This window comes from Aeromicrobium sp. CnD17-E (genome assembly GCF_024124745.1).
In the GTDB taxonomy this organism is placed as follows: Bacteria; Actinomycetota; Actinomycetes; order Propionibacteriales; family Nocardioidaceae; genus Aeromicrobium.
In genome coordinates this window covers 1-25,002 of the sequence record NZ_JAMXRU010000045.1, presented here as the reverse complement: position 1 = coordinate 25,002, position 25,002 = coordinate 1, and the positions used below count along the sequence as shown (strand labels likewise).

31 protein-coding genes and 1 riboswitch are annotated in these 25,002 nt (G+C 73.1%); of the genes, 20 read left to right on the top strand and 11 right to left on the bottom strand.

Going from position 1 to position 25,002, the window contains the following annotated elements:
• From NH339_RS10250 to NH339_RS10235, 4 genes are all read left to right on the top strand, one after another.
• On the top strand, positions 1-321 hold a 321-nt coding region (locus NH339_RS10250; RefSeq protein ID WP_253024987.1), incomplete at its 5' end, for a hypothetical protein.
• 37 nt (positions 322-358) lie between these two features.
• Positions 359-1,063, top strand: coding sequence for a YcnI family protein (locus NH339_RS10245; RefSeq protein WP_256475243.1), 705 nt, complete (start codon positions 359-361; stop codon positions 1,061-1,063).
• Positions 1,056-1,580 (top strand): copper resistance protein CopC, encoded by a 525-nt coding sequence (locus tag NH339_RS10240; protein ID WP_253024983.1) that lies wholly within the window; start codon positions 1,056-1,058, stop codon positions 1,578-1,580. The genes NH339_RS10245 and NH339_RS10240 overlap by 8 nt, the downstream gene beginning before the upstream one ends.
• A complete protein-coding gene (locus NH339_RS10235; RefSeq protein WP_253024981.1) occupies positions 1,577-3,535 on the top strand; it encodes a cytochrome c oxidase assembly protein in 1,959 nt (652 codons plus the stop codon). The genes NH339_RS10240 and NH339_RS10235 overlap by 4 nt, the downstream gene beginning before the upstream one ends.
• A gap of 75 nt (positions 3,536-3,610) precedes the next feature.
• Here NH339_RS10235 and NH339_RS10230 read toward each other — a convergent pair whose 3' ends face one another.
• Positions 3,611-4,228: a superoxide dismutase gene (locus tag NH339_RS10230; RefSeq protein ID WP_067857277.1), complete on the bottom strand. Its 618-nt coding sequence runs from the start codon at positions 4,226-4,228 to the stop codon at positions 3,611-3,613.
• 185 nt (positions 4,229-4,413) lie between these two features.
• Here NH339_RS10230 and NH339_RS10225 point away from each other — a divergent pair, with 185 nt between their 5' ends.
• The 10 genes from NH339_RS10225 to gcvP all read left to right on the top strand — a co-directional run bounded on the left by NH339_RS10225 (position 4,414) and on the right by gcvP (position 12,894).
• Positions 4,414-4,989, top strand: a complete 576-nt coding sequence (locus NH339_RS10225) for a CDP-alcohol phosphatidyltransferase family protein (protein WP_067857280.1) — start codon at positions 4,414-4,416, stop codon at positions 4,987-4,989.
• A gap of 8 nt (positions 4,990-4,997) precedes the next feature.
• A complete protein-coding gene (locus NH339_RS10220; protein WP_253024979.1) occupies positions 4,998-5,813 on the top strand; it encodes a DUF881 domain-containing protein in 816 nt (271 codons plus the stop codon).
• Entirely contained in the window at positions 5,810-6,142 is a 333-nt protein-coding gene (locus tag NH339_RS10215; protein WP_067857287.1) for a small basic family protein, read from the top strand. The genes NH339_RS10220 and NH339_RS10215 overlap by 4 nt, the downstream gene beginning before the upstream one ends.
• Complete coding sequence (locus NH339_RS10210; protein WP_253024977.1) at positions 6,135-6,857, top strand: DUF881 domain-containing protein; 723 nt, start codon at positions 6,135-6,137, stop codon at positions 6,855-6,857. The genes NH339_RS10215 and NH339_RS10210 overlap by 8 nt, the downstream gene beginning before the upstream one ends.
• A gap of 52 nt (positions 6,858-6,909) precedes the next feature.
• Entirely contained in the window at positions 6,910-7,287 is a 378-nt protein-coding gene (gene gcvH, locus NH339_RS10205) for a glycine cleavage system protein GcvH (RefSeq protein ID WP_253024975.1), read from the top strand.
• Positions 7,288-7,454: 167 nt separating this feature from the next.
• Positions 7,455-7,889: an FHA domain-containing protein gene (locus NH339_RS10200; RefSeq protein ID WP_253024973.1), complete on the top strand. Its 435-nt coding sequence runs from the start codon at positions 7,455-7,457 to the stop codon at positions 7,887-7,889.
• On the top strand, positions 7,886-8,602 hold the full coding sequence (locus tag NH339_RS10195; protein ID WP_253024972.1) for a MerR family transcriptional regulator: 717 nt from the start codon (positions 7,886-7,888) through the stop codon (positions 8,600-8,602). Before NH339_RS10200 ends, NH339_RS10195 begins: the two co-directional genes overlap by 4 nt.
• Positions 8,603-8,604: 2 nt before the next feature.
• Complete coding sequence (locus NH339_RS10190) at positions 8,605-9,066, top strand: bifunctional nuclease family protein (RefSeq protein WP_253024970.1); 462 nt, start codon at positions 8,605-8,607, stop codon at positions 9,064-9,066.
• A 173-nt stretch (positions 9,067-9,239) separates the two neighbouring features.
• The gene (locus NH339_RS10185; protein WP_253024968.1) at positions 9,240-9,830 is read left to right on the top strand and encodes a MerR family transcriptional regulator; all 591 of its coding nucleotides are present in this window, start codon (positions 9,240-9,242) and stop codon (positions 9,828-9,830) included.
• A 32-nt stretch (positions 9,831-9,862) separates the two neighbouring features.
• A riboswitch (glycine riboswitch) is annotated at positions 9,863-9,951 on the top strand.
• A 78-nt stretch (positions 9,952-10,029) separates the two neighbouring features.
• Positions 10,030-12,894, top strand: a complete 2,865-nt coding sequence (gene gcvP / locus NH339_RS10180; RefSeq protein ID WP_253024966.1) for an aminomethyl-transferring glycine dehydrogenase — start codon at positions 10,030-10,032, stop codon at positions 12,892-12,894.
• Between the two features lie 21 nt (positions 12,895-12,915).
• Here gcvP and NH339_RS10175 read toward each other — a convergent pair whose 3' ends face one another.
• Positions 12,916-13,251, bottom strand: coding sequence for a DUF4333 domain-containing protein (locus NH339_RS10175; protein ID WP_253024964.1), 336 nt, complete (start codon positions 13,249-13,251; stop codon positions 12,916-12,918).
• Positions 13,252-13,368: 117 nt separating this feature from the next.
• Here NH339_RS10175 and NH339_RS10170 point away from each other — a divergent pair, with 117 nt between their 5' ends.
• The 3 genes from NH339_RS10170 to NH339_RS10160 are packed head-to-tail and all read left to right on the top strand — an operon-like array spanning position 13,369 to position 15,561.
• The gene (locus NH339_RS10170) at positions 13,369-13,752 is read left to right on the top strand and encodes a hypothetical protein (RefSeq protein ID WP_067857311.1); all 384 of its coding nucleotides are present in this window, start codon (positions 13,369-13,371) and stop codon (positions 13,750-13,752) included.
• Positions 13,749-15,029, top strand: coding sequence for a WXG100 family type VII secretion target (locus tag NH339_RS10165; RefSeq protein WP_253024961.1), 1,281 nt, complete (start codon positions 13,749-13,751; stop codon positions 15,027-15,029). The genes NH339_RS10170 and NH339_RS10165 overlap by 4 nt, the downstream gene beginning before the upstream one ends.
• Before the next feature lie 46 nt (positions 15,030-15,075).
• Complete coding sequence (locus NH339_RS10160) at positions 15,076-15,561, top strand: hypothetical protein (RefSeq protein ID WP_253024959.1); 486 nt, start codon at positions 15,076-15,078, stop codon at positions 15,559-15,561.
• Positions 15,562-15,579: 18 nt separating this feature from the next.
• Here NH339_RS10160 and NH339_RS10155 read toward each other — a convergent pair whose 3' ends face one another.
• The 4 genes from NH339_RS10155 to sigK are packed head-to-tail and all read right to left on the bottom strand — an operon-like array spanning position 15,580 to position 18,252.
• Positions 15,580-16,116 (bottom strand): hypothetical protein, encoded by a 537-nt coding sequence (locus tag NH339_RS10155; protein WP_253024957.1) that lies wholly within the window; start codon positions 16,114-16,116, stop codon positions 15,580-15,582.
• A 27-nt stretch (positions 16,117-16,143) separates the two neighbouring features.
• Entirely contained in the window at positions 16,144-16,911 is a 768-nt protein-coding gene (locus NH339_RS10150) for an alpha/beta fold hydrolase (protein ID WP_253024955.1), read from the bottom strand.
• Between the two features lie 43 nt (positions 16,912-16,954).
• Complete coding sequence (locus tag NH339_RS10145; RefSeq protein ID WP_253024953.1) at positions 16,955-17,659, bottom strand: anti-sigma factor domain-containing protein; 705 nt, start codon at positions 17,657-17,659, stop codon at positions 16,955-16,957.
• Positions 17,656-18,252, bottom strand: a complete 597-nt coding sequence (gene sigK / locus NH339_RS10140) for an ECF RNA polymerase sigma factor SigK (RefSeq protein WP_253024952.1) — start codon at positions 18,250-18,252, stop codon at positions 17,656-17,658. Before sigK ends, NH339_RS10145 begins: the two co-directional genes overlap by 4 nt.
• Before the next feature lie 151 nt (positions 18,253-18,403).
• Between sigK and NH339_RS10135 the strand changes: the two genes are divergently transcribed.
• From NH339_RS10135 to NH339_RS10125, 3 genes are read left to right on the top strand one after another with little or no spacing between them, the layout of a single operon-like run.
• Complete coding sequence (locus tag NH339_RS10135; RefSeq protein ID WP_253024951.1) at positions 18,404-19,087, top strand: alpha/beta hydrolase; 684 nt, start codon at positions 18,404-18,406, stop codon at positions 19,085-19,087.
• A gap of 1 nt (position 19,088) precedes the next feature.
• A complete protein-coding gene (locus NH339_RS10130) occupies positions 19,089-19,454 on the top strand; it encodes a hypothetical protein (RefSeq protein WP_253024950.1) in 366 nt (121 codons plus the stop codon).
• Complete coding sequence (locus NH339_RS10125) at positions 19,447-19,878, top strand: hypothetical protein (RefSeq protein ID WP_253024949.1); 432 nt, start codon at positions 19,447-19,449, stop codon at positions 19,876-19,878. The genes NH339_RS10130 and NH339_RS10125 overlap by 8 nt, the downstream gene beginning before the upstream one ends.
• Positions 19,879-19,882: 4 nt before the next feature.
• Here the strand turns inward: NH339_RS10125 and cobA are convergent, their stop codons facing one another.
• From cobA to NH339_RS10100, 5 genes are all read right to left on the bottom strand, one after another.
• Positions 19,883-21,064 carry a uroporphyrinogen-III C-methyltransferase gene (gene cobA / locus NH339_RS10120; RefSeq protein WP_253024948.1) on the bottom strand — a complete coding sequence of 394 codons (1,182 nt, stop codon included), beginning with the start codon at positions 21,062-21,064 and terminating at the stop codon, positions 19,883-19,885.
• 2 nt (positions 21,065-21,066) lie between these two features.
• Entirely contained in the window at positions 21,067-22,365 is a 1,299-nt protein-coding gene (locus NH339_RS10115) for a sulfate adenylyltransferase subunit 1 (RefSeq protein ID WP_253024947.1), read from the bottom strand.
• A complete protein-coding gene (cysD, locus tag NH339_RS10110) occupies positions 22,365-23,303 on the bottom strand; it encodes a sulfate adenylyltransferase subunit CysD (protein ID WP_253024946.1) in 939 nt (312 codons plus the stop codon). Before cysD ends, NH339_RS10115 begins: the two co-directional genes overlap by 1 nt.
• 37 nt (positions 23,304-23,340) lie before the next feature.
• Positions 23,341-24,165 (bottom strand): phosphoadenylyl-sulfate reductase, encoded by an 825-nt coding sequence (locus NH339_RS10105; RefSeq protein ID WP_253024945.1) that lies wholly within the window; start codon positions 24,163-24,165, stop codon positions 23,341-23,343.
• A 62-nt stretch (positions 24,166-24,227) separates the two neighbouring features.
• The coding region (locus tag NH339_RS10100; RefSeq protein ID WP_374208267.1) for an MFS transporter at positions 24,228-25,002 on the bottom strand (775 nt) is incomplete at its 5' end.

The following is a 25,002-nucleotide window of genomic DNA, read 5'->3' as shown; positions in this document are numbered from 1 at the left end:
CGGAGGCTCACGTCGGCGCAGCTGCTGGGACTGCTGGTGCTCGGCCAGGTCGCCGCGCACCTGCTCGCCACGCCGTCGGGGTCCCACGACACGAGGATGCTCGGGGCGCACGCGCTCGCGACGCTGGTGAGCCTGCTCGCGCTGCGTCACGCCGAGGACCTGTGGTGGCGCGCCGCCGACACCGTGCTCGGGCTCGTGCGCGTGCCCGGCCTCGTGGTGCCGCCACGTCGCAGGACACGCGTCGTGCTGGGCGTGCTGGTGCACGACGGGAGCGACGCGGGCTCCCGGCCCTCGGGCCGGGCTCCGCCGCTGACGGCGTGAGCCCGTCCACCAGTCCCTCGCACCCGAAGGTCCCGTCATGCCCTCCACCCGTCCGACCCGTCTCGCCGCCGCTGCGGCCCTCACCCTCGCCACGGTGGCCGTCGCAGCCCCCGCCGTCGCCCACGTCGGCGTCTCCTCGCCCGACGCCGCACGCGACGGCTACGGGAAGATCGTCTTCCGCGTGCCCACCGAGTCCGACACGGCCGATACGACGAAGCTCGTCGTGACGCTGCCCGCGGACGCCCCCTTCCTGCACCTCACCGCCCAGACCAAGCCCGGCTGGACGGTCACGACGCGTGAGGGCCGTCTGCCGGAGCCCGTCGAGGTCGACGGCACCGAGATCACCCGCGCCGTCCGGACGGTCACCTGGACCGCCGACGGTGACGGCATCCCGCCGGGCGAGTTCGACGAGTTCGCGCTGTCGGGCGGTCCCTTCCCCGACGCCGACAGCATCCGGTTCGAGGCCGAGCAGACCTACTCCGACGGCGAGGTCGTCGACTGGGACCAGGTCCAGCAGGGGGACACCGAGCCCGACAAGCCCGCCCCGACGCTCGACCTGCTGCCCGCCGGCGAGGGCGGCCACGCGCACGGCGGCTCCGCGACGGGCGACGCTGCCGCGGCCTCGGCGGACACCGACGACTCCGGCAGCGACGTCGTGGGCCGCGTCCTCGGCGGAGCGGCCCTCGTGGTCGCCCTGGCGGCGCTCCTGGGTGTCCTGAGGCAGGATCGACGCCGTGCGTAGAGCCCTGGTACTCCTGCTGCTCCTGCCCGTCGTCCTGGGGCCGGCCCTGACCGCCGGTCCGGCGTCGGCGCACGCCGCCCTCGTCGGGACCGACCCCGGCGACGATGCCGTCGTCGAGGACGTGCCGGCCGCGGTCACGCTCGAGTTCAACGAGCCGGTGACCCGCTCGGAGGTCGTGCTCACCGCGCCCGACGGGAGCCGCGTGCCGCTCGCCGTGACGGCCCGGGACCGCGAGGTCACCGGACGGCTGCGCGACGGCACCGCCGACGGACAGCGGGGCACCTACACGATCGCGTACCGCGTCGTCTCGGCCGACGGCCACCCGATCGCGGGGGAGTCGACGTTCCGCACCACGGCCGGTCGCGCCGTCGAGCAGGCTCCCCGTCAGGACGAGGCGTCGGAGTCGTTCATCCACCGCCACGCAGAGCACCTGTGGTGGGCCGTCGGCGGTGGCCTCGTGGCCGTCGCCCTGATCGTCTGGCCGCTCCTGCGCCGCCGGACCGAGGAGCACGCGTGAGCGTCCTGCGCACGACCGTCGCCAGCTTCCTGGTCGCGTCCGCGGCCTGCGTGGCTGCGCTCAGCCTGGGCGGGGGAGCACCCCAGCAGGTCCCCGAGGGGCTCCCGGACCCCGGTCCGCTCGTGGGCTGGTCGCTCCCGCTCGCATCGGTCGTCTCCGACGGTCTGCTCGTGGTGCTCGTGGGCCTGCTCCTCGCGGTCGTCGCGCTGCTGCCGACGTCCGCCGACGACGTGCAGGGCCTGTCGGTCGACGCGGTCCGCGGCGCCGCACGCATCGCGGCGGCGTGGTCGCTGCTCAGCATCGTGCTCTACGTCCTCACCGTCGCCGACGTGTTCGCCCGCCCGATCGGCTCGCTGACGTTCCCGCTGCTCTCCGAGCTCGCGACCACCGCCACGGGCGGGATCGTGCTGCTGCAGGTCGTCGTCGGTGCGCTGGCGTGGGCAGTGCTCCGGTGGACCATCGCCGTCCGACGCCTCGCGGTCGTGCTCGGCGTCGTGCTCGCCTCCCTCGTCCCAGTCGCCTTCGCCGGCCACTCCGCCTCGTCGGGCTCGCACGACCTCGCCGCGCTGAGCCTGCTGCTGCACCTCGTGGGCGTCTGCCTGTGGGTCGGCGGGCTCGTCGCCCTCACCTGGGTGGCCTGGCGCGGCAGCAAGCGGCTCGCCCCCGCCCTGCGCCGCTACTCGGTGCTCGCGCTCTGGGCGTTCGTGGTGGTCGGGGTCTCGGGCACCGTCAACGCCGCCGTGCGGCTGCGCAGCGTCACCGACGTCGTCGGCACCGGGTACGGGCAGCTCGTCCTCGCCAAGGTCGTCGCGCTCGTCGCGCTCGGCTGGTTCGGCTGGGTCCAGCGCCGCCGGCTCGCCGACCGCGACGCCGGTTTCCTGCCGGTGGCGACGTCGGAGGTGCTCCTCATGGCCGCGACGATCGGCCTCGCGGTCGCGCTGTCGCGCACGCCCACCCCGGTCGGGGACATCCTCACCACCCCCGCGCAGGAGCTGCTCGGCGGGCCCGTCCCGCCCGTGCCCGACGTCGTGCGCATGGCCCTCGGCTTCACGCCCAACGGGCTGGGGCTCACGATCGTCGTGCTCGGCGCCGCGCTCTACGTCCGCGGGCTCCTCGTGCTGCGCCGCCGCGGCGACGCCTGGCCCGTGGGCCGGACCGTCGCCTGGTTCGTCGGCCTCCTCGTGGTGGCGTGGTCCACGATCGGCGGGCTCGGGGTCTACTCGCACGTGCTGTTCAGCGCGCACATGGTCTCGCACATGCTGCTGTCGATGGTCGCACCGATCTTCCTCGTGCTCGGCGCGCCCGTGACCCTCGCGCTGCGCACGCTGCCCGGGCCGCGCCAGCCGGGCGACGTCTCGCCGCGGACCCTGCTGACGTCGTTCCTCGGGTCCCGCTTCCTGCACGTGCTGACGCACCCGGTCGTGCCGCCGGTGCTGTTCGTCGGCAGCCTCTACGCGCTGTACTTCACGCCCCTGTTCGGGTTCCTGATGCGCGAGCACTGGGGCCACACCGCGATGGAGCTGCACTTCCTGCTGGTCGGGTCGCTGTTCTACTACGTCATCATCGGCGTCGACCCGTCGCCGCGGCGGCTCCCGCCGCTGGCCCGGTTCGGGATCATGCTCGTCACGCTGCCGTTCCACGCGTTCTTCTCGATCGCGATCATGTCGTCGGCGCGTGTCCTGGCGGAGCCGTACTGGACCACGATCGACCGGCCGTACCGGACCGACCTGCTCGCCGACCAGTACCTCGGGGGCAGCATCTCCTGGGCCCTCGGCGAGGTGCCCCTCGTGCTCGTCATGATCGCGCTGCTCTTCCAGTGGTTCCGCTCCGACCAGCGTGAGGCGCGCCGGATCGACCGCGCCGCGGACCGCGACGGCGACGCCGCCCTCGCCGCCTACAACGCCCGGCTCAAGGACCTCGCCGAGCACGGCAAGCGCCGCGACCCCGACGCCTGAGCCCCGACGCCGGACGCACGAGGGCCCCGCACCGAGGTCGGTGCGGGGCCCTCGTGCGTGGCGGGCTGCCGGGTCTCAGAAGAGGACCTGGCCGCCGCTCGTGGCCGCGGTGAACCGCTCCTGGGCGTCGGCCCAGTTCGCGATGTTCCAGAACGCCTTCACGTAGTCGCCCTTGACGTTGAGGTAGTCGAGGTAGAACGCGTGCTCCCACATGTCGAGCTGGGAGATCGGGATCAGCGTCGCCGGGATGTTGGACTGCTGGTCGTACAGCTGGACGATGACCAGCTTCTGACCCAGCGTGTCCCAGGCGGTGATCGCCCAGCCGGAGCCCTGGATCCCAAGCGCCGTCGCCTCGAACTGCGCGCGGTAGGCGTCGAAGGACCCGAAGTTGTCCTCGATCGCCGCGGCCAGCTCGCCGGTCGGCTTGTCGCCACCGTCCGGGGACAGGTTCTTCCAGAAGATGGAGTGGTTGATGTGGCCGCCGAGGTTGAACGCGAGGTTCTTCTCGAGCAGGTTGATCGTGTCGTACGAACCGTCGGCGCGGGACGCCTCGAGCTTCTCGAGGGCCGTGTTCAGGCCGTTGACGTAGTTCTGGTGGTGCTTGCTGTGGTGCAGCTCCATGATCTTGCCGGAGATGTGCGGATCCAGCGCACCGTAGTCGTAGGGCAGGTCGGGCAGGGTGTAGTCGGCCACGCGTCCTCCTAGGTCGGGGCACTCGCGGTGCCCACGGATGTCGTTACGGATCGTGCTCCCTCAGTCTGTCAGTCGCTCACGCGCACGCAAGACCGGCCCGCGATGCGGACGGCCCCGGCAGTCACCCGCCCCGTCGACGATGCCCTAGGCTGAGCGCGCGATGAAGGAGCTGCGAGAGGGTCGACGTGGGTGAGGACAGGCTCGTCACGATCCCCAACCTGCTCAGCGTGGTCCGGATCGTGCTGCTGCCGGTGTTCCTGTGGCTCGTCCTCGGGCCCGAGGAGGACGTGCTGGCGCTCCTCGTGCTCGTCGTCTCCGGCGTCACCGACTACCTCGACGGCAAGCTGGCCCGCCGGCTGAACCAGACGTCGAAGATCGGCGCGATCCTCGACCCCGTCGCCGACCGGCTGTACATCCTCGCCGTCGTCGTCGGCCTGGCGTTGCGCGACATCATCCCGTGGTGGCTCGCGGTCCTGCTCCCGCTGCGCGACGTGTTCCTGTTCAGCCTCGTGCCGTTCCTGCGCACCCGTGGGTACAGCTCGCTGCCGGTGCACTTCCTCGGCAAGGCCGCCACCGCGGGGCTGCTCTACGCCTTCCCGCTGCTGCTGCTCGGTGACGGGTCGGGCACGGTCGCCGACCTCGCCGAGGTCTTCGGCTGGGCCTTCGCGATCTGGGGCGTCGGTCTCTACTGGTGGGGCGGTGTCCTCTACGCCTTCCAGGTGCGACGCCTCCTCGCCACGACCGAGCCCCTCGCTCGCTGAGGTCGGCCGTGGCTGTCGTCCGTCCTGCGGAGAGCCTGCTGGAGCAGGTCGCGGAGAACGCGCTCGACGACGACTACTACGTCGTGAGGGCGGGGGAGCGGTACGGCCAGCGCGCCGTCGCGACCCCGGCCGTGGGCGTGGTGGTCGCGGTGCTCGCGGCGATGCTCACGGTCACCGCGGTCCAGACCCAGACCGATCGACCCGGCTCGGAGCTGGAGCGACGCACGCTCGTCGCCGACGTCGCCGACCGTCGGGACGTCCTGGCCGCGCGGCAGGAGGCCGTCGGCGCGCTGCGCCAGCAGGTCGCCTCGCTGAGGGGTGGCTCGACCGCGGAGACCTCGACCGACGTCGCCGCCGACACCGTCCTGGCCGGGGCCCGGTCCCTGCGCGGGACGGCACTGGTCGTCACGATGGCGGGCAGCCCCGACGGTTCACGCGCGGGCCGCGTCACCGCCCAGGACGTCGTCGCGGTGGTCAACGGGCTCTGGTACGCGGGGGCCGAGGCCGTGTCGGTCGGTGGTCAGCGGCTCGCCGAGACCTCGGCGATCTCCTCCCTCGACGGCGCGATCACGGTGAACTTCCGCCGCATCGAGGTGCCGGTGCGGATCGTGGCCCTCGGTGACGGTGCGGTGCTGCGGTCCCGCCTGCAGTCCAACCTCGCGGGTCGCTACCTCCAGGAGCGTGCCGAGGACGCCGGCATCTCCGTGGGCATGGCACCATCGGACGACGAGGTGGTGCCGTCGGCGCCCGAGCAACGGACCACGCTGCGCCGCGCGGAGCCTCTCCCGGCAGCGGACGGTCCACGAGGGGAGGGCAGACCGTGATCCCGGTGATCGGACTCGTCGTCGGCGTCGGCCTCGGCCTCTTCCTCCAGCCCGACGTCCCGCTCTGGCTGCAGCCGTACCTGCCGATCGCGATCGTCGCCGCGCTCGACGCCGTCGTCGGGGCGTTGCGAGCGCTCGGCGAACGTCGCTTCGACGACCGCGTGTTCGTCGTCTCGTTCATCTCCAACGTGACCATCGCTGGGTTCATGGTCTTCCTCGGCGACCAGCTCGGCGTCGGGTCGCAGCTGTCGACCGGTGTGGTCGTCGTCCTCGGCATCCGCATCTTCGCCAACGCCGCCGCCATCCGCCGCAGGATCTTCCATGCCTGACACGGAGCGGCCGCACCGGGCGGCGCCGCACCGGCGCGCCGGGTCGCAGGTGCTCGTCGCGCTGCTCGTCGGCGGGCTGGCGTTCGCCATGACCGTGCAGGTCCGCCAGGACGACGCGACCGACTACGGCTCGCTGCGCGGCGTCGAGCTGGTCGAGCTGCTCAAGTCCGTCGACGTCGCCAACGAGCGGCTCGCCGGACAGATCGACGAGCTCACCGCGACCCGCGACCGGCTGCGCGCCTCCCGCGGCGACGCCGCCGAGGCCGAGGACGTCGCCCGCCAGCGCGCCGAGGAGCTCGCCGTGCTCGCCGGCTCGGTCGGCGCGACGGGGCCCGGCGTGCGGCTCACCGTCTCCGACCCCGACGGACTCGTCGACGCCGGTCTGGTGCTCGACGTCCTGCAGGAGCTCCGGGAGGCGGGAGCCGAGGCGATCGTCGTCAACGACACCGCACGGGTCGTCGCGCAGACGTACGTGCTCGACGACGAGCAGGGTCTGCGCATCGGCGGACGTCAGGTCAGCAGCCCCTACGTGTTCGACGTGATCGGCGACCCCACCACGCTGGAGGAGTCGATCACGTTCCGCGGCGGCGTGCGCGACCTCCTGCAGGCCCGCGGCGCGCAGGCCGCGGTCGCCCGCCGCTCGACGATCACCATCACGGCCCTGGCTGACGTGCGCACCCCCGAGTACGCTCGTCCCGACGTCGGCGCGCCCTGAGCGGCCGACCACCACCGACCCAGCACCACCACCCACCGAGCAGGAGCGCCGCGTGATCCCTGAGGACCTGTACTACAGCGAAGAGCACGAGTGGGTGCGCGTGGAGGGCGACGTCCTCGTCGTCGGCATCACCGACTTCGCGCAGGACCAGCTCGGCGACATCGTCTACGTCGACCTGCCCGACGTCGGCGACGAGGTCCAGGCCGGCTCGGTCGTGGGCGAGCTGGAGTCGACCAAGTCGGTCAGCGACGTCTTCAGCCCGGTCAGCGGCGAGGTCGTGGCCCGCAACGAGAGCCTCGACGGTGCCTCCGAGGTCATCAACTCCGACCCCTACGGCGAGGGCTGGCTGTTCAAGGTGCGGGCCTCCGAGGACGACGCCACCGGCGCGCTGCTCGGCCCCGAGCAGTACACGGCTCTCGTCTCGTCCTGAGGTCGGGCCGGACCACCCGGCCCGACCTGGCGCGGGTGCTAGGTTGGTCACGTCGACCCTCGACCCCGGGGTGAGACCTCGCAGACCCGCTTCACGGCCCAGCCCCACCCTTCGAGCCCACCACCCTTCGAGCCCACCACCCTTCGAGCACAGCCAGGAGTGATCCGATGACCTCGCCCGGTCCCGAGCACGGCAACATCCCGGACGAGACCACGCACATCCCGCTCATCGACGCCGACACCGAGGAGATGACGTCGGCTGACGTCGACGCGGTGGAGAACCTGCCGGCGGGCAGCGCGATGCTGCTGGTGCAGCGCGGTCCTGGCGCGGGGGCGCGCTTCCTGCTCGACACCGACTCGGTGTCGGTCGGGCGCCACCCCGACAGCGACATCTTCCTCGACGACATCAGCGTCTCGCGTCGCCACGCGGTGTTCAGCCGGTCCGGCCGGGGCTACGTCGTCAGCGACCTGGGCAGCCTGAACGGCACCTACGTCAACCGCGACCGCATCGACGGCGACATCGCGCTCGGTGGCGGCGACGAGGTCCAGATCGGCAAGTACCGGCTCATCTACTTCGCGGGCGCGCAGCGGGGCCAGGCGTGACCCAGCCGCTGCCGGAGACGGCTCGGCTCGGGATCGGCAAGGTCCTGGGGGAGCTCCGCGAGGAGTTCCCGTCGCTGACCATCAGCAAGATCCGCTACCTCGAGCGGGAGGGTCTGCTCGAGCCGGAGCGGACGCCCTCGGGGTACCGCAAGTTCTCCTTCGACGACGTCGAGCGGCTCCGGTTCGTGCTGCGCCAGCAGAAGCGCTACTGGCCGTTGAGCGCGATCCGTCAGGCGCTCGACGAGATGGACCGCGGCCTCGTGCCGCAGACCGACCTCGACGGCAACGTCCGCGTGCCGGAGGTCTCGAGCGACGCCGACGGACTCCCGACGCCGGGTGCCTTCCTGGAGGGGCGCAGCCGGATGCGGCTGAGCCGCGAGGAGGTGCTGGAGAGCACGGGCGCGAGCGAGGAGCTGCTCGCCCAGGTCGAGGAGCACGGTCTGCTCGAGCGCCGGCCCGGCCAGCACGCGTACGACGGCGACGACCTCGTCGTGGTCGACGCGGTCGTGCGGCTGTCCGCGCTCGGCGTGGAGCCGCGTCACCTGCGCGCGGTGCGCACGGCGGCGGAGCGTGAGTCCGACCTGCTGGGCCGCGCGGTCCCGGAGCGTCGTCGTCGTGAGGACAAGGCAGCGGCGGCTGAGCAGCTGGGGGAGCTGGCCGCCCTCCTGATGCGTCTGCACACGGTGCTCCTGCGGCACCGGCTCCGGGACTGACCATGCGCGAGCTCGACGTCCTCGGCGTCCGGGTGGAGATGCCCACCAAGCAGCCACTCGTGCTCCTGCGCGAGAGCGAGGGTGCGCGCTACCTCCCCATCTGGATCGGTGCGGTCGAGGCGTCGGCCATCGCCTTCGCCCAGCAGGACGAGGCGACGCCGCGTCCGCTGACCCACGTCCTCATGCAGCGGGTCGTGGAGGCGCTCGGCGACGAGCTCGTCGAGATCCACATCGTCGACGTCGAGGACGGCGTGTTCTTCGCCACCCTGGTGTTCGCCTCGGGCGCGACGGTCGACGCCCGTCCGTCCGACGCCATCGCGCTCGCGCTGCGCTGCGGGGCCCGGATCCTGTGCACGGAGGACGTGCTCGACGAGGCCGGCATCGCGTCGACGCGCGAGGAGGACGAGCAGGTGGAGCGGTTCCGCACGTTCCTCGACCACGTGGAGCCCGAGGACTTCGCCTGACCCGGGGTCAGCGCCTGAACCCTCAACCCTCACGCAAGGGTTGCGACACGCCGTCGCAGTGATTGACCGGAGTCCGCCCCGGGCCTACCGTGAGAGCACTGCCGCACGCGAACACCGTTGTAGTTTCGCCGAGGTGGTCTTCCCCCTCACCCTTGTCTGGAAGGCGAGACCCGATGATCGAGCGACGCGACGACGACACGACGGCCCTGGAGGCCGCCGAGGCCGCGGCGCAGGCCGGCGACCAAGGCCTGCTGTTCACCGACGACGTCGAGCCGCTCCCGCGCGACACGGGCTTCCGCGGTCCGACCGCCTGCAGCGCGGCCGGCATCACCTACCGCCAGCTCGACTACTGGGCCCGGACGAAGCTGGTCGAGCCGACCGTCCGCTCGGCGACGGGGTCGGGCACGCAGCGCCTGTACTCCTTCAAGGACATCCTGCTGCTCAAGATCATCAAGCGACTTCTCGACGCCGGCGTCTCGCTGCAGCAGATCCGCACCGCCGTCGAGCACCTGCGCGAGCGCGGCACCGACGACCTCACCCAGGTGACGCTCATGAGCGACGGCGCCAGCGTCTACGAGTGCCGCTCCGCCGACGAGGTCATCGACCTGCTCCAGGGCGGACAGGGCGTCTTCGGCATCGCCATCGGCGGTGTCTGGAAGGAGATCGAGGGGTCGCTGCACGAGCTGCCGAGCGAGCGCTCGGTCGCCCCCGAGACCGCCGACGACGAGCTGTCGGCGCGTCGTCGTGCCCGTCTGACCAGCTGACGGGCGACACGCTGGTACCGTAGGACCGCTGTCGACCACGCGTGGGAGAGATCGCCCAGGCGGCGCCGAAGGGGCAATTCCTCCCCGGAACCTCTCAGGCACCACGGACCATGCGGACGAGGCCACCCTGGAGCGCACGTCACCGTGCGGACGTGACAGGAGGGGAGGGAAACCAGACCTCGATCCCTGGAGTCCCTGCATGTCCTCTGACGCCCCCTCGACGACCAGCCCGCTGACGGCGCCCACCGACGTCTTCGTCGACCGCCACATCGGCCCGCGTGCCAGCGACCAGCAGGCCATGCTGGAGCGCATCGGCCACCCGTCCCTCGACTCGCTCATGCAGGCCGCCGTCCCGGAGTCGATCCGCGCGACGTCGGCGCCGGCGCTCCCTGCGGCGCTCAGCGAGCAGGCCGCGCTCGGCACGCTGAAGGCGCTGGCCTCCCGCAACAACCCGGGCGTCTCGATGATCGGCCTCGGCTACCACCCCACCGTGACGCCGGCCGTCATCCGCCGCAACGTGCTGGAGGACCCCGCCTGGTACACGGCCTACACGCCGTACCAGCCCGAGATCTCCCAGGGCCGGCTCGAGGCGCTGCTGAACTACCAGACGATGGTCGCCGACCTGACCGGCCTGACCACCGCGAACGCCTCCCTGCTCGACGAGGGCACCGCGGCCGCCGAGGCGATGACCCTCGTGCGCCGCGCCGCGCGTGGCAAGGACCTGCGCCCCCTCGTGCTCGACACCCGGCTCCTGCCGCAGACGCTCGCCGTCGTGCGCACCCGGGCCGAGGCGCTGGGCATCGAGCTCCTCGACGTCGACCTCGGCACCGACGACGTGCCCGCGGACGTCGCAGGCGCGATCATCGCCTACCCCGCGGCCGACGGAGCCGTCACCGACCCGTCCCGTGCCATCGAGGCGGTCCACGCGGCGGGTGGCCTGGCCGTCGTCGTCGCCGACCCGCTCGCCCTGGTGCTGCTGCGCTCGCCCGGCTCGCTGGGCGCCGACGTCGTCGTCGGCTCGTCCCAGCGCTTCGGCGTCCCCATGTTCTACGGCGGACCGCACGCCGGGTTCATGGCCGTGCGCGACGGGCTCGAGCGGCACCTGCCCGGGCGCCTCGTCGGCGTCTCGGTCGACAAGGACGGACGTCCGGCGTACCGCCTGGCGCTGCAGACCCGCGAGCAGCACATCCGCCGCGAGAAGGCGACCTCGAACATCTGCACGGCGCAGGTGCTGCTGGCCGTGACGGCGTCGATGTACGCCGTGTACCACGGCGCCGAGGGACTGCGCCGGATCGCGCAGCACGTCCACACCGCCGCGACGTCGTTCGCGGCAGGCCTCGTGGCCGGAGGCATCGAGGTGCTGCACGAGACGTACTTCGACACCGTGGTCGCCCGGGTGCCCGGCGAGGCCGACGCGGTCGTCGGCCGGGCGCGCGCCGAGGGGATCCACCTGCGCAGGGTCGACGCCGACCACGTGGCGGTCTCGACCTCGGAGGTCACCACCGTGCCGCACCTGCAGGCCGTGTGGCGGGCGTTCGGGGTGGCCGGCTCCCACCAGGGTCCCGCCGCCGACGCGCTGCCCGAGGCCCTCGTCCGCGACGACGCGATCCTCACCCACCCGGTGTTCTCCGAGCACCGCAGCGAGACCCAGCTGCTGCGCTACCTGCGCACGCTGAGCGACCGCGACTACGCGCTGGACCGCGGGATGATCCCGCTGGGCTCGTGCACCATGAAGCTGAACGCGACCGCCGAGATGGAGCCGATCAGCTGGCCCGGCTTCGCCGACCTGCACCCCTTCGTGCCGGCCGAGGACGCCGCGGGCATGATCGAGCTCGTCGAGACGCTCGAGTCCTGGCTCGCCGCGGTCACCGGCTACGCAGCCGTCTCCGTGCAGCCGAACGCCGGCTCGCAGGGCGAGCTGGCCGGTCTGCTCGCCATCCGCGCGTGGCACCGCAGCAACGGCGCCGAGCGTCGCGACGTCTGCCTGATCCCGAGCTCGGCGCACGGCACCAACGCCGCCTCGGCCGTGATGGCCGGCATGCGGGTCGTGATCGTCAAGGCCACCGAGATCGGGGAGGTCGACCTCGACGACCTGCGCGCGGTCTGCGCCGAGCACGCCGACGACCTCGCGGCGATCATGGTGACCTACCCGTCGACGCACGGCGTCTACGAGGACGGCATCACCGAGCTGTGCGACGTCGTGCACGCCGCGGGGGGCCAGGTCTACGTCGACGGCGCCAACCTCAACGCCCTCCTCGGCCACGCCGAGCCCGGCACCTTCGGCGGCGACGTCTCGCACCTGAACCTGCACAAGACGTTCTGCATCCCGCACGGTGGCGGCGGTCCCGGCGTGGGCCCGGTCGCGGTGGCCGAGCACCTGGTGCCGTTCCTGCCGAGCCACCCGCTGCACCCTGTCGTCGCGAAGCGCGACGGCATCGGCGCGATCAGCGCGGCACCGTACGGCTCGGCGGGCATCCTGCCGATCCCGTTCGCCTACGTGTCGATGATGGGCGCGCAGGGACTCACCGACGCCACGTCGGTGGCCGTCCTCTCGGCCAACTACGTCGCCGCCCGGCTGAAGGACGCCTTCCCGGTGCTCTACACCGGACGGTCCGGTCTGGTCGCGCACGAGTGCATCCTCGACGTCCGCGGCATCACCAAGGAGACCGGTGTCACCGTCGACGACGTCGCGAAGCGTCTCGTCGACTACGGGTTCCACGCGCCCACCATGAGCTTCCCGGTCGCGGGCACGCTCATGGTCGAGCCCACCGAGTCCGAGGACCTCGCCGAGCTCGACCGCTTCTGCGACGCGATGCTCGCCATCCGCGCGGAGATCGACCAGGTCGCGGCGGGGGAGTGGCCCGAGGGCGACAACCCCCTGGCGCAGGCTCCGCACGCGGCCCGCGAGCTGCTCGACTGGCAGCACGCCTACCCGGTCGCCACGGGCGTGTTCCCCACGGGCAGCACCCAGGACAAGTACTTCCCGCCGGTGGGCCGCATCGACCAGGCCTACGGCGACCGCAACCTGACCTGCTCCTGCCCGCCCGTCGAGGCCTTCGCCTGAGCCGTGGCCCGGCGGCGCGGCTCAGGCCGTGGCGCCGGGCAGCGGCGTGTCGTCGACCTGGATGTCGAACCTGACCCGCTTGCCGCTCACGGACGTGACCGTGAGCGTCAGGCCGAACCGGGTGTCGCCGTCGACGAGCGTGCAGCGCATCGTGCGGTCGACCTCGCCCACGAGCCGGCCGGGACAGTCGATGCGGTCGGGCGCACGGCCGTACTTCTCGCGCAGGCTGTCCATCACCTGCTGCTCGACCTGCCGCTCCGGCATGCTGCCGACGCGGCCCGCCCTCACCTCGACGCTGCAGGCCGCGGCAACGAGCAGACCGACCAGCACGAGCACGGCTGTGGCGCGACGACGCATGACGCTCCTCCAGGGTCGGGTGCGGCCCCACGATACCCACGCCACACGCGGGAGGACGTGACCTGCACCCAAGACCTGGACTAGTGTCTGACATGTTCGTCCAGAGGGGGTGGGCTCATGTCCTTCGAGGTGGTTCCGACCGAGCTGCGCGCGGCGGCCGAGACGCTGCGCACCGAGGTCGACCCGTTCGCCGGGTTCACCGTGCTGCAGGTCTGCTACGCCGACACCGCGCTCGGGCACGTCGAGCTCGACACCTGGATGACGACGATCGCCGGGCAGGTCGACGACGCCGCCGCGCAGCTGCGCGAGGCCATGGTGGGCATCGCGGGCGCCCTCGACTACGTCGCGTCGCGCTACGAGAGCACCGACGACCAGGTCGCGCAGTGCTTCGCCCAGGACCCGATCACGGCCCTGGGCCTGCCCGAGGGGTTCGACCCCGGGCCGCCGCGGATCGGCCCGGCGGTGCCGTTGCAGGGCTCGGGCACGGGAGGACAGCCGTGACCCTCGTCGCCGGTGCGTCCCTCGGCAGCACCGACGACCCCACGGCGCTCGTCGTCGGCAGCGTCGAGACCGTCGAGAGCATCGCCACCCGGTTCTCCGACACCGCGAGCGACGTCGACGCCCGCCGCACCGCGCTGTCGCGCGTCCGTGCCGCCTCGTGGACCGGTGTCGCGGCCGACGCCTGGGAGACCCGGATGGGCGAGGAGCTGACCCGCTTCACCCGGCTCGTGGAGGTGCTCGAGACCGCGGCGACCGCGTTCACCGGCTACGCCGGCGCCCTGCGGACCGCACAGGACCGCGCCCGCGAGGCGATCGAGACCTGGGACCGCGGGGAGCAGGCCACCGAGACCGCGACGCAGGCGTTCAACCGCGACGTCGACGCCTACAACGAGGCGATCCGCAGCGGTGGCCCCCTCCCGCCGCACCCGGGCACGTTCGTCGACCCCGGCCAGGACCTGCGCGACGAGGCCGAGGAGATCCTCTCCGACGCGCGCGACACCCTCGACGCGGCGGGCACCGACGCCGTGCGCGCGCTCGGCGGACTGCCGGGGTCGCGCACCGAGGGCAACGCCAGCTGGTTCGGCGTCGAGCACGAGGTCTCCGGCCCCACGTTCACCTGGGACGCCTTCTCCCAGGCGTTCGGCGACCGCCGCACCGGCGACTACCGCGACGCCGAGCACAGCGACGCGGGCCTCAGCTTCGGCAGTATCAGCGGCGACGCCTGGGTCTACCGCGCGCAGGGAGGCTGGGAGGACTACATCGCCGGGGGACGTGCTACCGCCGACGGCGAGTTCCGCTTCCTCACCGCGGACGGTTCTGCCGGCGGCAGCCTGACCCCCGAGGGCCTCCGCCTCAACGCTGACGGCACGCTCACGCTGCTCGGCGCGTCCGGCGAGTTCGAGCACGCCTGGGAGCACGGCCACTACGGCGCGTCGGCCGAGGGCTCCGTCGAGGCGTCGGCCGAGGGGCACGCCGACGTCGGCGCGACCGGTGTGCACGTCGGCGGCGAGGTGTTCGCCGGCGCACGGATCGCGGGGGACCTCGAGGGCGGGCTCTTCGGCATCACCGCCCGCGGCACGGCCGAGGGCTGGGCCGGCGCGGGCGCCGGTGCCGACGGCGTGCTCGGCTACGATGACGGCGTCTTCCGCCTGAGCGGCTCCGGGGGAGCGGCCTGGGGACTGGGCGGCAAGCTCGGGCTCGACCTCGAGGTCGACGTGCCCGAGCTGGTGGAGTCGCTCGACAGCGGCGTCACCGCCCTGACGGACCTGCTCCCATGACGTCCTGCACGACCGCCCCCGTGACCGCCCGAGGAGAGGACCGGCCGTGGCCCAGCTGCCCATCGACCTGACGCTGAGGCTGCCCGACCCCGCGTGGATCGTGGCCGACCCCGCCGAGCTCGGTCTCCCCGGGGCGGCGTTCGCGGCGACCCGGCCCGAGCCGGGCGGCGTGTTCGCGCCCCTGCTGACCGTCTCGGGCGGTCTGCGCGACGCAGGCGAGGACGTGGCCGTGGTGGCCGACGAGTCCCTCGCCGTGTTCGCCGAGCAGGTCGCGGACGCCGAGGTCGTCGACCGCGTGACGTCGGGGACGCCGACCGCGCCCGGGGTCTCCCAGGTGCTCGCCGGCCGGACCTCGCTGCAGGGTCGCCAGCGCGAGGTGCGCCAGGCGCAGGTCGTGGCGACGGCGCCCACGCGGGACGGCGACCGTCGCGCGGTGGTCGTCTTCACGCTCACCTGTCTCGCGGAGCAGCTCGGCACCCTCGGCCCGCAGCTGCAGTCGTTCGTGGCGTCGGCGCGTCCCGAGGGCGCCTGAGCGCTCGAGGCCCGTGCGTCAGCCGGGCGGGAGCACGCCGGTCAGCCAGAGCACCAGGACCACCAGCCCGCCGATGACGAGTCCGCCGACCGCGATGCCGGCGAAGACCAGACCGACCAGCTCGGCACCGCCGCGCACGACCCGCAGACCCACCTGCCGTGCCGCGAGGGTGACGAGCTCGCGTCCCTCCTGGGGCGCGAAGCGCAGGTCGGCGACCTTGACGGGCATCCCGTGCTCGTCGAGCCCCCAGACCTTCTCGACGCCGAGCGCGATCGTGCGGCCCCGCTCCACCGACGCGGAGCCGGCCAGTGCCGGCGCTCCCGCGACCCAGTCGACGCGGCGCACGACGTCGGTGACGGCGACGCCGTCGCCCCGGGGGCGCACCTCGTGGATCACCGTCCGCTCGATGCCGGCCGCCCCGAGGACCGTCCGCCAGCGACGGTCGGCGAGGTCGAGGCGCAGGTTGAAGCCGTCGTCGACGACGTCGACGACGTACGGCGTGTCCTCCACCGCGTCCCGGACGGCCTGCAGGAGGAGGTCCATGGCGGGCGTCATGCTCGGCTCCGGCTCATGGGCCCGATCCTAGGACGCCGTCGGCACCGAGGCGGTCTGCCACCACGACACGACCCGGTCCACGACCACGCCCGGGTGCTTGACCCAGCGCACGTGGTCCGTGGTCCCCCCGTCGGGGACGGCGTCGCGCGTGTAGACCCAGCGGGTCACGGAGGCGGGGTCCAGGAACTGCTCGACGAAGCGCTTGTTGGCGGCGGAGACGGCGTAGGCGTCACCCTGCAGGTGCACCACGAGCGTCGGCGTGGTGACCAGTCCGCCGACGTCGAAGGGCGGGCGACCGGTACGGACGAAGCGTGCCCACTCGCGCATGAGCGTCCGCGCACCGGGTGCGCCGAAGGCGGGCTTCGGCAGGTGACCGAGCCCCTGCGTCAGCAGCGGGATCGCCGACGCGAACGCCAGCATGGGCAGGCCGCCATAGGGGTAGAAGCGGTGGTGCGGGGTGGAGGCGCCCACCATCACGAGCCCGTCGGCAAGCACCGCGGCGTCGTCGCGCTGCTGGAGCCCGACCGCCAGCTGCGCGCCGAGGCTGTGGCCGAGCAGGAGCACCGGACGCCCCGGCTCGGCGCTGCGCGCGGACCGGACGGCGTCGGCGAGGTCGTCGATCTCGTCGGCGTACGACCAGTCGCTCGCGCGCGAGGCGGGCGGGGCGCCGGGCTCGAAGCCGCGCCGGCCCAGCGCCTGCGCCGACCAGCCGACGTCCTCGAACGCCGTGACGAGCGGACGGTAGAAGCGCGACGGCACCGCCATCGCGGGGGACACGAGCACGTGCGGGTTCACGTCGACCATGGTCCCGCAGCCGTGTCGTCGGGTGGTGGAGGGGTCAGACCGGCATCGCGGCGACCGGGTCGGTCGTCGGAGCCGGCGAGCCGCCGTCGGGCTCGACCGTGACCGCGAAGGCGTCGCTGCCCGCGATGTCCTGCGCGTAGAGCATGCCGGCACCGCTGCCGAGCACGCCCAGGGAGCGCGGCACACCGTCGTGCATCGCCCACACCTGGTAGACGTGACCGTCGTCGAGCGGCTTGAGGTCGGAGCCCATCACGACGGCGGCGTCGTGGGAGGGCGAGGCGACGACGCGCATCGTGCCGCCCGTGCGGACCTTCCCGTCGAGCATGGTGGCGTCGCCCGCGACCATCACCGAGCTGATCCGCGCGCTGTCGGCCTGCAGGCTGTCGGCGCGCTGGTGCTCGGAGACGTAGCCGCCGACCGCGCCGGCGGCCACGAGGACGGAGGCGGCGACCAGCAGGCGCGGGCCGGCACGGCGGATGCGGCCGCGCTGCGCGAGCGTCGTGACGACCGGACGCTCCTGCGCGGTCGCGCTGACCTCGGCCAGCAGACGCGCGCGGAGCGCAGGCGGAGGCGTGTCGGCCTCGGCCTCGGCGAGGCGGAGAGCCGTGAGGTGGAAGCCGCGCAGCTCCTGGCGGCACTCCGCGCACTGGTCGAGGTGGCCCTCGAACCGGGCCCGCTCGTGCGGGTCGAGCGCGTCGAGCGCGTAGGGGGCAGCGAGGGTGTGCAGATCGTGCGTCATGAGACCTCCACTCCCATGCAGTCACGCAGCCGGACGAGTCCGTCGCGCATGCGCGTCTTGACGGTGGCGGGGTTGGCGCCGAGCACCTGCGCGACCTCGGCGTAGGTGTACCCCTGGTAGTAGGCGAGGTTGACGGCCTCGCGCTGCAGCTCGGTCAGGCCCTCGAGGCAGCGGCGTACCTGCTCGTGCTCGAGTCGGACGGTCACGGTCTCCAGCACCTGGTCGTGGTCGACGCCGGGCGACCAGTCGTAGCTGTTCTCGCGGTTGGTGGCGGCCTGGTCGTGACGGACCGCGTCGACCGCGCGACGGTGGGCGAGCGTGAGCACCCAGCTCTTGGCGGTGCCGCGCGCCGGGTCGAACCTCGCCGCGGTCTGCCAGACCTGGAGGAACACCTCCTGGGCGACCTCCTCGGCCCGGGCGGGGTCGCGGATGACGCGACGGGCCATGCCGAACACGGTCGCTCCGAGGACGTCGTAGAGAGCGGCGAACGCGGCCTCGTCGCCCCGGGCGACACGGACGAGCAGGTCGTCGGGGTCGACCGTCTGCGCGGTCTCCGGAACCGCGGCCAGGCGATCGGCTGCTGACTGGCTCATGCGCGACTCCTTCCCGAACAAGCTTCTACGGGCCATTCGCGGCTGCCTCCGGGGTGGATGGGTCGAGCGGGGAAGAGTTCTCGATCACATCCTAGGGAGGCCCTCCCACGCTCCGGCTGCAGCCTCAGGGCCCCTGTGCCACGGTGGTCCGATGAGCGAGGAACCGCGTGAGCCGCGGCTGGACGCGATCCACGTGCCGGACCGGCCCCGGGCCGTCGTGCTGGTGCTGCACGGTGGTCAGCAGCGCAGCACCCAGCCGGTACGCAACCGCAACGCGAGCTGGTGGCGGATGCTGCTCGTCGCCAAGGCGCTGCGCCCGACGGCACGCCGCGAGCACCTGGCGGTGCACCTGCTGCAGCACCGCGTGCGGGGCTGGAACGACGACCGCGACCCGTCTCCCGTGCGCGACGCACGATGGGCGCTGGACCGGCTGCGTGAGCAGCACGGCGACCTGCCGGTCGTGCTCGTGGGCCACTCGATGGGCGGACGCACCGCGTGCCGCACGGCGGACGACCGCTCCGTCGTCGGCGTCGTCGGCCTCGCGCCGTGGCTGCCGGCCGGCGAGCCGCACCGCGTACTGGCAGGCCGGGCGCTGCACGTGCTGCACGGGCCCCGGGACCGGTGGACGTCCGCCGCCCTGAGCCGGACCTTCGTCGAGCGATGCCGCCCGATCGCGACCGAGGCGACGTGGACGGCGCTCCCGGGTGCGGGGCACTACATGCTGCGCCAGGTGTCGACGTGGAACGGCTTCGTGGAAGACTCGACCCTGCGGATCCTGGGCGCCGACGCCCGGGAGTCCCGCGACACCGACGAGCCGACCAGAGGACCAGCCTGACGTGACCGACACGATCGCCTACGGCGTCGCCCTGCTGGCGCTGCTGGTGGCCGTGTTCGCGGCGACGCACACCGTGCGGGACGCGCCGTTCGGCAACCCGTTGTTCTACGCGGTGTCGGTCCTGGAGCTGGTGCTGGTCGTCGCCATGGTCGGCGGCTTCGTGGCGCTCGCGCAGACCGACCGCGACGTGTCGGGCGGGCTGTACGTGTCGTACTGGCTCACGGTGGTGGTCCTCCCGCCGGCCGCGGTGCTGTGGGGGATCGCCGAGAAGAGCCGGTGGGGCACCGGCGTCGTCGTCGTCGCACTGCTCACCGTGGCCGCGCTGATGGTGCGGCTGCTGGGGATCTGGAAGGGCACCTATGTCTGAGCACGTCTCTCCCGACCACGCGACCTCGGACGAGAGCCGGGCCGGCCGGACCTCGACCGGCCCGGGCCGGGCGCTCGTGGCCGTCTACGCCGTCTTCGCGATCGCGGCGACGGCCCGCTCGGTCTACCAGCTGGTCGTCAAGGCCGACGAGGCTCCCGTCGCCTACGCCCTGTCGGCACTCGCGGGGGTGGTGTACGTGCTCGCCACGTTCGCCCTCGCGACGGACCGCCACCGGCTCGCCGTGGGTGCCGTCCTGTTCGAGCTGGTCGGCGTGCTGGGCGTCGGCCTGCTGACGCTCCTCGACGGCGAGCTGTTCCCGGACGCCACCGTGTGGTCCGACTTCGGCGCCGGGTACGGCTACGTGCCGCTCGTGCTGCCGTTCGTCGGGCTGTGGTGGCTGCGCCGCACCCGCCGCCGGGCCTGAGCCGTCAGCGCCAGGCGGGGGAGAGGCGCACGACCTCGCCCACCACGGTGACGGCGGGCGAGCCCACCCCGACCTCGACGCAGCGCTGGGCGATCGTCGCCAGGGTGCCCACGGTGACCCGCTGGTCGGGCGAGCAGCCGCGCTCCACGACCGCGACGGGGGTCGTGGGTCGGTGGCCGGCCGCGACCAGCTCCTCGGCGGTCGTGGCCAGGCGTCGCACGCCCATGAGGAGCACGATGGTGTGCCCGGGGGAGGTCGGCAGCTCGCCGACGGCGTCGTGCGCGGTGACGACGCTGAAGCCCGTCGCGACGCCCCGGTGGGTCACGGGGATGCCGGCCGCCGCCGGGACCGCGATGGCGCTCGTGACCCCGGGGACGACCTCCACCGGCACCCCCGCCGCCTCGCACGCCTGACGCTCCTCGCCACCGCGGCCGAGCACGTACGGGTCGCCGCCCTTGAGCCGGACGACGAGCTTGCCGGCGAGGGCGCGGTCGACCAGGATCCGGTTGATCTCGTCCTGCGGGACCGGGTGGTGGTCGGGCAGCTTGCCGACGTCGACCACCTCGACGTCCGGGGCGAGCTCGTCGAGCGCGTCGAGCGGTGCGAGCCGGTCGACGACGACCACGTCGGCCTCGGCCAGCAGTCGTCGACCACGCGTGGTGAGCAGGTCGGCGTCGCCCGGCCCGCCGCCCACGAGGGCGACCGAGCCCTCCGGGTGGTGGGTCCGGTGCCGCAACGGCAGGTCCCCGGACTGCAGCGCCGTCGCGACGGCGTCGCGCAGCACCGACGCCCGGCGCGCGTCACCACCACCGCTCACGGCGACGTGCACGTCGTCGACGGAGGCCACCGCCGGCATCCACGCGGTCGCGTGGTCGGGGTCGCCGCCCTTGAGGCACCACACCCTGGCCTGCTCGGCGTCGGCCGCCACCTGGTCGTCGACGGGGCTGTCGGTGGCGGTCTGCACCAGCCAGGCACCGTCGAGGTCGCCAGTCCGGTACCCGCGCTCGAGCCAGGTCAGCCGGCCGAGCTCGGCGAGCTCGCGGATCCTGGCACTGACCTCGGGCGCGACCACGACGACGTCGGCCTCTGCCCCCAGCAGGGCATGGACGCGGCGCGACGCCACGGTGCCGCCGCCGACCACCACGACGCGGCGGCCCTCCGGACGCAGGGTGAGGGGGAGAGGCACGCTCAGACCGTCGCGGTCGCGAGCAGCGCGTCGCCGACCATGCCCGCGGCCAGGGTCGTGCCGTCCTGCCCGTCGACCAGGAGGAACGACCCGCCCGCCCGGGCGTGCAGGTACTCCTCGGCCGCGATGGGGGACGCCAGGCGCAGCGTCACGTGCCCGATGTCGTTGAGCTCGAGGGAGTCCGCCGGCTCGAGCGTCGCCGCGTCGAGGTCGAGACGGCCCTTGATCTCGGTGACCATGGCCTGCACGGTGCGGGTGCCGTGCTTCAGCAGCACCTTCGTGCGGCCCGCCAGCCGGTGGTCGGCAAGCCAGGCCACCGTGCCCTCGACGTCCTGGGTGACGGCGGGGACGCTCCGCGAGGTGACGATGAGGTCACCGCGGGAGACGTCCACGTCGTCGGTCAGGCGCAGCGTGACCGACTGCGGCGCGAACGCGACGTCGAGCTCGCCGTCGGCGGTGTCGATGCCGGCGACGGTGCTGGTGCGCCCGCTCGGCAGGACCGTGACGGGGTCGCCCGGGCGCACGAGGCCCGACGCGACCTGGCCCGCGTAGCCGCGGTAGTCGCGGTGCTCGTCGTCGCCCGCGGCCTGCGGACGGATGACGAGCTGCACGGGGAAGCGCAGCGGTTCGGAGTGCGGCTCGCCGGCCGGCTCGAGCGTCTCCAGGAACGTGAGCACGCTCGGCCCGTCGTACCAGGGCGTGCGAGCGGAGCTGTCGACGACGTTGTCGCCGTCGAGGGCGGACACGGGGATCGTGGTCACGTCGGTCAGCCCGAGCGACGTGGCGACGTCGAGCACCTCGGACGCGACCCGGTCGTACGTGGCCTCGTCGAAGTCGACGAGGTCGATCTTGTTGACCACGACGACGACGTGCGGGACCCGCAGGAGCGAGGCGACCGCCAGGTGGCGGCGGGTCTGCTCCTGCACGCCCTTGCGGGCGTCGACGAGCAGCACGATGACGTCGGCCGTGCTGGCGCCGGTGACGGTGTTGCGCGTGTACTGCACGTGACCGGGGCAGTCGGCGAGGATGAACGACCGCTCGGCGGTCGCGAAGTAGCGGTAGGCGACGTCGATCGTGATGCCCTGCTCACGCTCGGACCGCAGCCCGTCGGTCAGCAGCGCGAGGTCGGCCGAGGCGAGCCCCCGGTCGCGGCTGACCCGCTCGACCGCGTCGAACTGGTCGGCCAGCACCGACTTGGAGTCGTAGAGCAGCCGACCGACGAGGGTGGACTTGCCGTCGTCGACCGATCCGGCGGTCGCCAGCCGGAGGACGGTCTTGGTGGGCGAGGTGGTGGCGGCCATCAGAAGTAGCCCTCCTTCTTCCGGTCCTCCATGGCTGCCTCGGACGCCCGGTCGTCGGCACGGGTGGCGCCGCGCTCGGTCAACCGCGTGGCGGCCACCTCGACGACGACGTCCTCGACGGTCGCGGCGTCGCTCTCGACCGCGCCGGTGCACGACATGTCGCCCACGGTGCGGTAGCGGACCAGACGTCGCTCGACGGACTCGCCGGGTCGCGGCTGGGAGACCTCGGTGACGGCGACGAGCATGCCGTCGCGCTCGAACACGTCGCGCTCGTGCGCGTAGTACAGCTCGGGGAGCTCGATGCCCTCGGCGGCGATGTACTGCCAGACGTCGAGCTCGGTCCAGTTGCTCAGCGGGAAGACCCGCACGTGCTCGCCCGGGCGGTGCCGACCGTTGTAGAGGTTCCACAGCTCGGGGCGCTGGTTGCGGGGGTCCCACTGGCCGAACTCGTCGCGCAGGCTGAACACGCGCTCTTTGGCGCGCGCCTTCTCCTCGTCACGGCGACCGCCGCCGAAGACGGCGTCGAACTTGTGGTCGGTGATGCCGTCGAGCAGCGGCTGCGTCTGCAGCTGGTTGCGGGTGCCGTCGCTGCGCTCGCGCAGGCGGCCGTCGTCGAGGTAGTCCTGGACGGAGGCGACGACGAGCCGCAGCCCGAGGCGCTCGACCGTCGCGTCGCGGAACGCGAGCACCTCCGGGAAGTTGTGCCCGGTGTCGACGTGCATGACGGGGAAGGGCACCGGCGCGGGCCAGAAGGCCTTCGTCGCCAGGTGCAGCATCACCACCGAGTCCTTGCCGCCGGAGAACAGGAGCACCGGACGCTCGAACTCGGCCGCGACCTCGCGGATGATGTGGATCGCCTCGGACTCGAGCCAGGCGAGCTGGTCGAGGCGGTAGGTCGGACGTCCGGCGGTGCCGGGCGTCTCGTCGACGACGGTCATGCGTTCCTTCGGGTTCGGGCGGTCGCGGTGGTGCAGGTCAGGTGTGCAGGCCGCACTCGGTCTTGTCGAGGCCGGCCCAGCGGCCGGCGCGCGGGTCCTCACCGGGTGCGACGCGGCGGGTGCACGGGGCGCAGCCGATCGACGGGTAGCCGTCGTTGACCAGCGGGTTGACGATCACGTCGTGCTCGTCGGCGTAGGCGAGCAGGTCGTCGAAGGTCCAGGCGGCGAGCGGGTTGACCTTCACGAGGCCGTTCTTCTCGTCCCAGGTGACGAGCGGCGTGTCCGCGCGGGTGGGTCCCTCGTCGCGGCGCACGCCGGTGATCCAGACCTCGTACTCACCGAGCGTGCGCGTGAGGGGCTCGACCTTGCGCAGGTGGCAGCACAGGCCCGGGTCGCGGGCGAACAGGTCCTTGCCGTGCTCCGCGTCCTGCTCGGCGACGGTCGTGCGCGGCAGCACGTCGACGATGGTGAGCTCCATCGACGACTCGACGGCGTCGCGCGTGCCGATGGTCTCGGCGAAGTGGTAGCCGGTCTCGAGGAACAGGGTGTCGACCCACGGGAGGTGGCGGGCCACGACGTGCGGCAGCACCGCATCGGCCATCGAGCAGGCGACGGCGGTGCGGTAGCCGAACTCCTCGGCGACCCAGGCGAGGACCTCGTCGGTGCCGGTCGTCGACGGGTCGAGCGCGGCGAAGCGCTCCGCCGCCTCCTCGGCCACGGCACGCAGCGTGTCGGCGTCGCGACGGGGACCGAGGACGGTGTCGCGGGTGCGGTGGTGCTCCTCGCGGGCAGCGTCGTGGGCGAGCTGGCGCGCGCGACGCTCCGCGAGCGTCGGACCGGCTGACGGGGTGGACTCGGACATGTCTGAAGCGTAGTCCGCCGTCCCGAGGCGTGAGAACGCACGACGCATCGTGGACGGGTGGGCTAGGACACCTCGCCGGCCGGGTGGCCCATCGCCCGGAAGCGGCGGTCGACGAGCGGGGCGAGCGTGATCACCAGGTAGAGCACGCCCGCCGACGTCAGCGCGGCCCCGACGTCGAGGACGGCGAGCAGCCCGCTGCCGACCAGCCCGCCGAGGGGCAGCAGCGCCCACGCCACCGCGGTCGACATGGCCGACACCCGTCCGACGAGCGGGGTCGGGATGCGTTCGAAGAACACCGCACCGACGACCGGGTTCAGGAAGCCCGAGGCCAGGCCGGCCACGGCCATGACGACCACCGGCAGGGTGAGGTCCTGCGACCACGCGAGCACCAGGAACCGGGGGAGTCCGCACACGAGGAAGGCGACGACGTAGACCGTGAAGCGCGGCATCCGTGCGGCCCAGGCCGCCGCGACGAGCGACCCGACGACCGACGTGCCGGACATGACCGCGAGCAGCAGGCCCACGGCACCGACCCCCGCCCCAGTCTCGACCGCCCAGACGGGCAGCAGCACGGCGGTGAAGGCCACGTCGAGGAGGTTGGTGCAGGCGATCATGACCGTCAGCGCCAGCACGACGGGCTCGCCGCGCAGGAACCGCCAGCCCGCGCGCAGGCGGAGCAGGTAGGGCAGGTCGTCGGTGTCGGTCGAGCCGTGGCCGACCGTGCGCAGGCCGACGCCCAGGACGAGCGCGGCGAGCGCGAACCCGGCGGCGTTCACCACGAGGGCGTCGGCCGCGCCGACGAGGGCCACGAGCCCGGCGGCGACCGCGGCCCCGACC

What these genes read in the sequence shown, in the direction of transcription:
- NH339_RS10245 (WP_256475243.1), top strand. Translation starts at nt 359, where the DNA reads ATGCCCTCCACCCGTCCGACCCGTCTCGCCGCCGCTGCGGCCCTCACC.
- NH339_RS10210 (WP_253024977.1), top strand. Translation starts at nt 6,135, where the DNA reads ATGCCTGACACGGAGCGGCCGCACCGGGCGGCGCCGCACCGGCGCGCC.
- NH339_RS10200 (WP_253024973.1), top strand. Translation starts at nt 7,455, where the DNA reads ATGACCTCGCCCGGTCCCGAGCACGGCAACATCCCGGACGAGACCACG.
- NH339_RS10190 (WP_253024970.1), top strand. Translation starts at nt 8,605, where the DNA reads ATGCGCGAGCTCGACGTCCTCGGCGTCCGGGTGGAGATGCCCACCAAG.
- NH339_RS10185 (WP_253024968.1), top strand. Translation starts at nt 9,240, where the DNA reads ATGATCGAGCGACGCGACGACGACACGACGGCCCTGGAGGCCGCCGAG.
- gcvP (WP_253024966.1), top strand. Translation starts at nt 10,030, where the DNA reads ATGTCCTCTGACGCCCCCTCGACGACCAGCCCGCTGACGGCGCCCACC.
- NH339_RS10175 (WP_253024964.1), bottom strand. Translation starts at nt 13,251, where the DNA reads ATGCGTCGTCGCGCCACAGCCGTGCTCGTGCTGGTCGGTCTGCTCGTT.
- NH339_RS10170 (WP_067857311.1), top strand. Translation starts at nt 13,369, where the DNA reads ATGTCCTTCGAGGTGGTTCCGACCGAGCTGCGCGCGGCGGCCGAGACG.
- NH339_RS10155 (WP_253024957.1), bottom strand. Translation starts at nt 16,116, where the DNA reads ATGACGCCCGCCATGGACCTCCTCCTGCAGGCCGTCCGGGACGCGGTG.
- NH339_RS10145 (WP_253024953.1), bottom strand. Translation starts at nt 17,659, where the DNA reads ATGACGCACGATCTGCACACCCTCGCTGCCCCCTACGCGCTCGACGCG.
- sigK (WP_253024952.1), bottom strand. Translation starts at nt 18,252, where the DNA reads ATGAGCCAGTCAGCAGCCGATCGCCTGGCCGCGGTTCCGGAGACCGCG.
- NH339_RS10135 (WP_253024951.1), top strand. Translation starts at nt 18,404, where the DNA reads ATGAGCGAGGAACCGCGTGAGCCGCGGCTGGACGCGATCCACGTGCCG.
- NH339_RS10125 (WP_253024949.1), top strand. Translation starts at nt 19,447, where the DNA reads ATGTCTGAGCACGTCTCTCCCGACCACGCGACCTCGGACGAGAGCCGG.
- NH339_RS10115 (WP_253024947.1), bottom strand. Translation starts at nt 22,365, where the DNA reads ATGGCCGCCACCACCTCGCCCACCAAGACCGTCCTCCGGCTGGCGACC.
- cysD (WP_253024946.1), bottom strand. Translation starts at nt 23,303, where the DNA reads ATGACCGTCGTCGACGAGACGCCCGGCACCGCCGGACGTCCGACCTAC.
- NH339_RS10105 (WP_253024945.1), bottom strand. Translation starts at nt 24,165, where the DNA reads ATGTCCGAGTCCACCCCGTCAGCCGGTCCGACGCTCGCGGAGCGTCGC.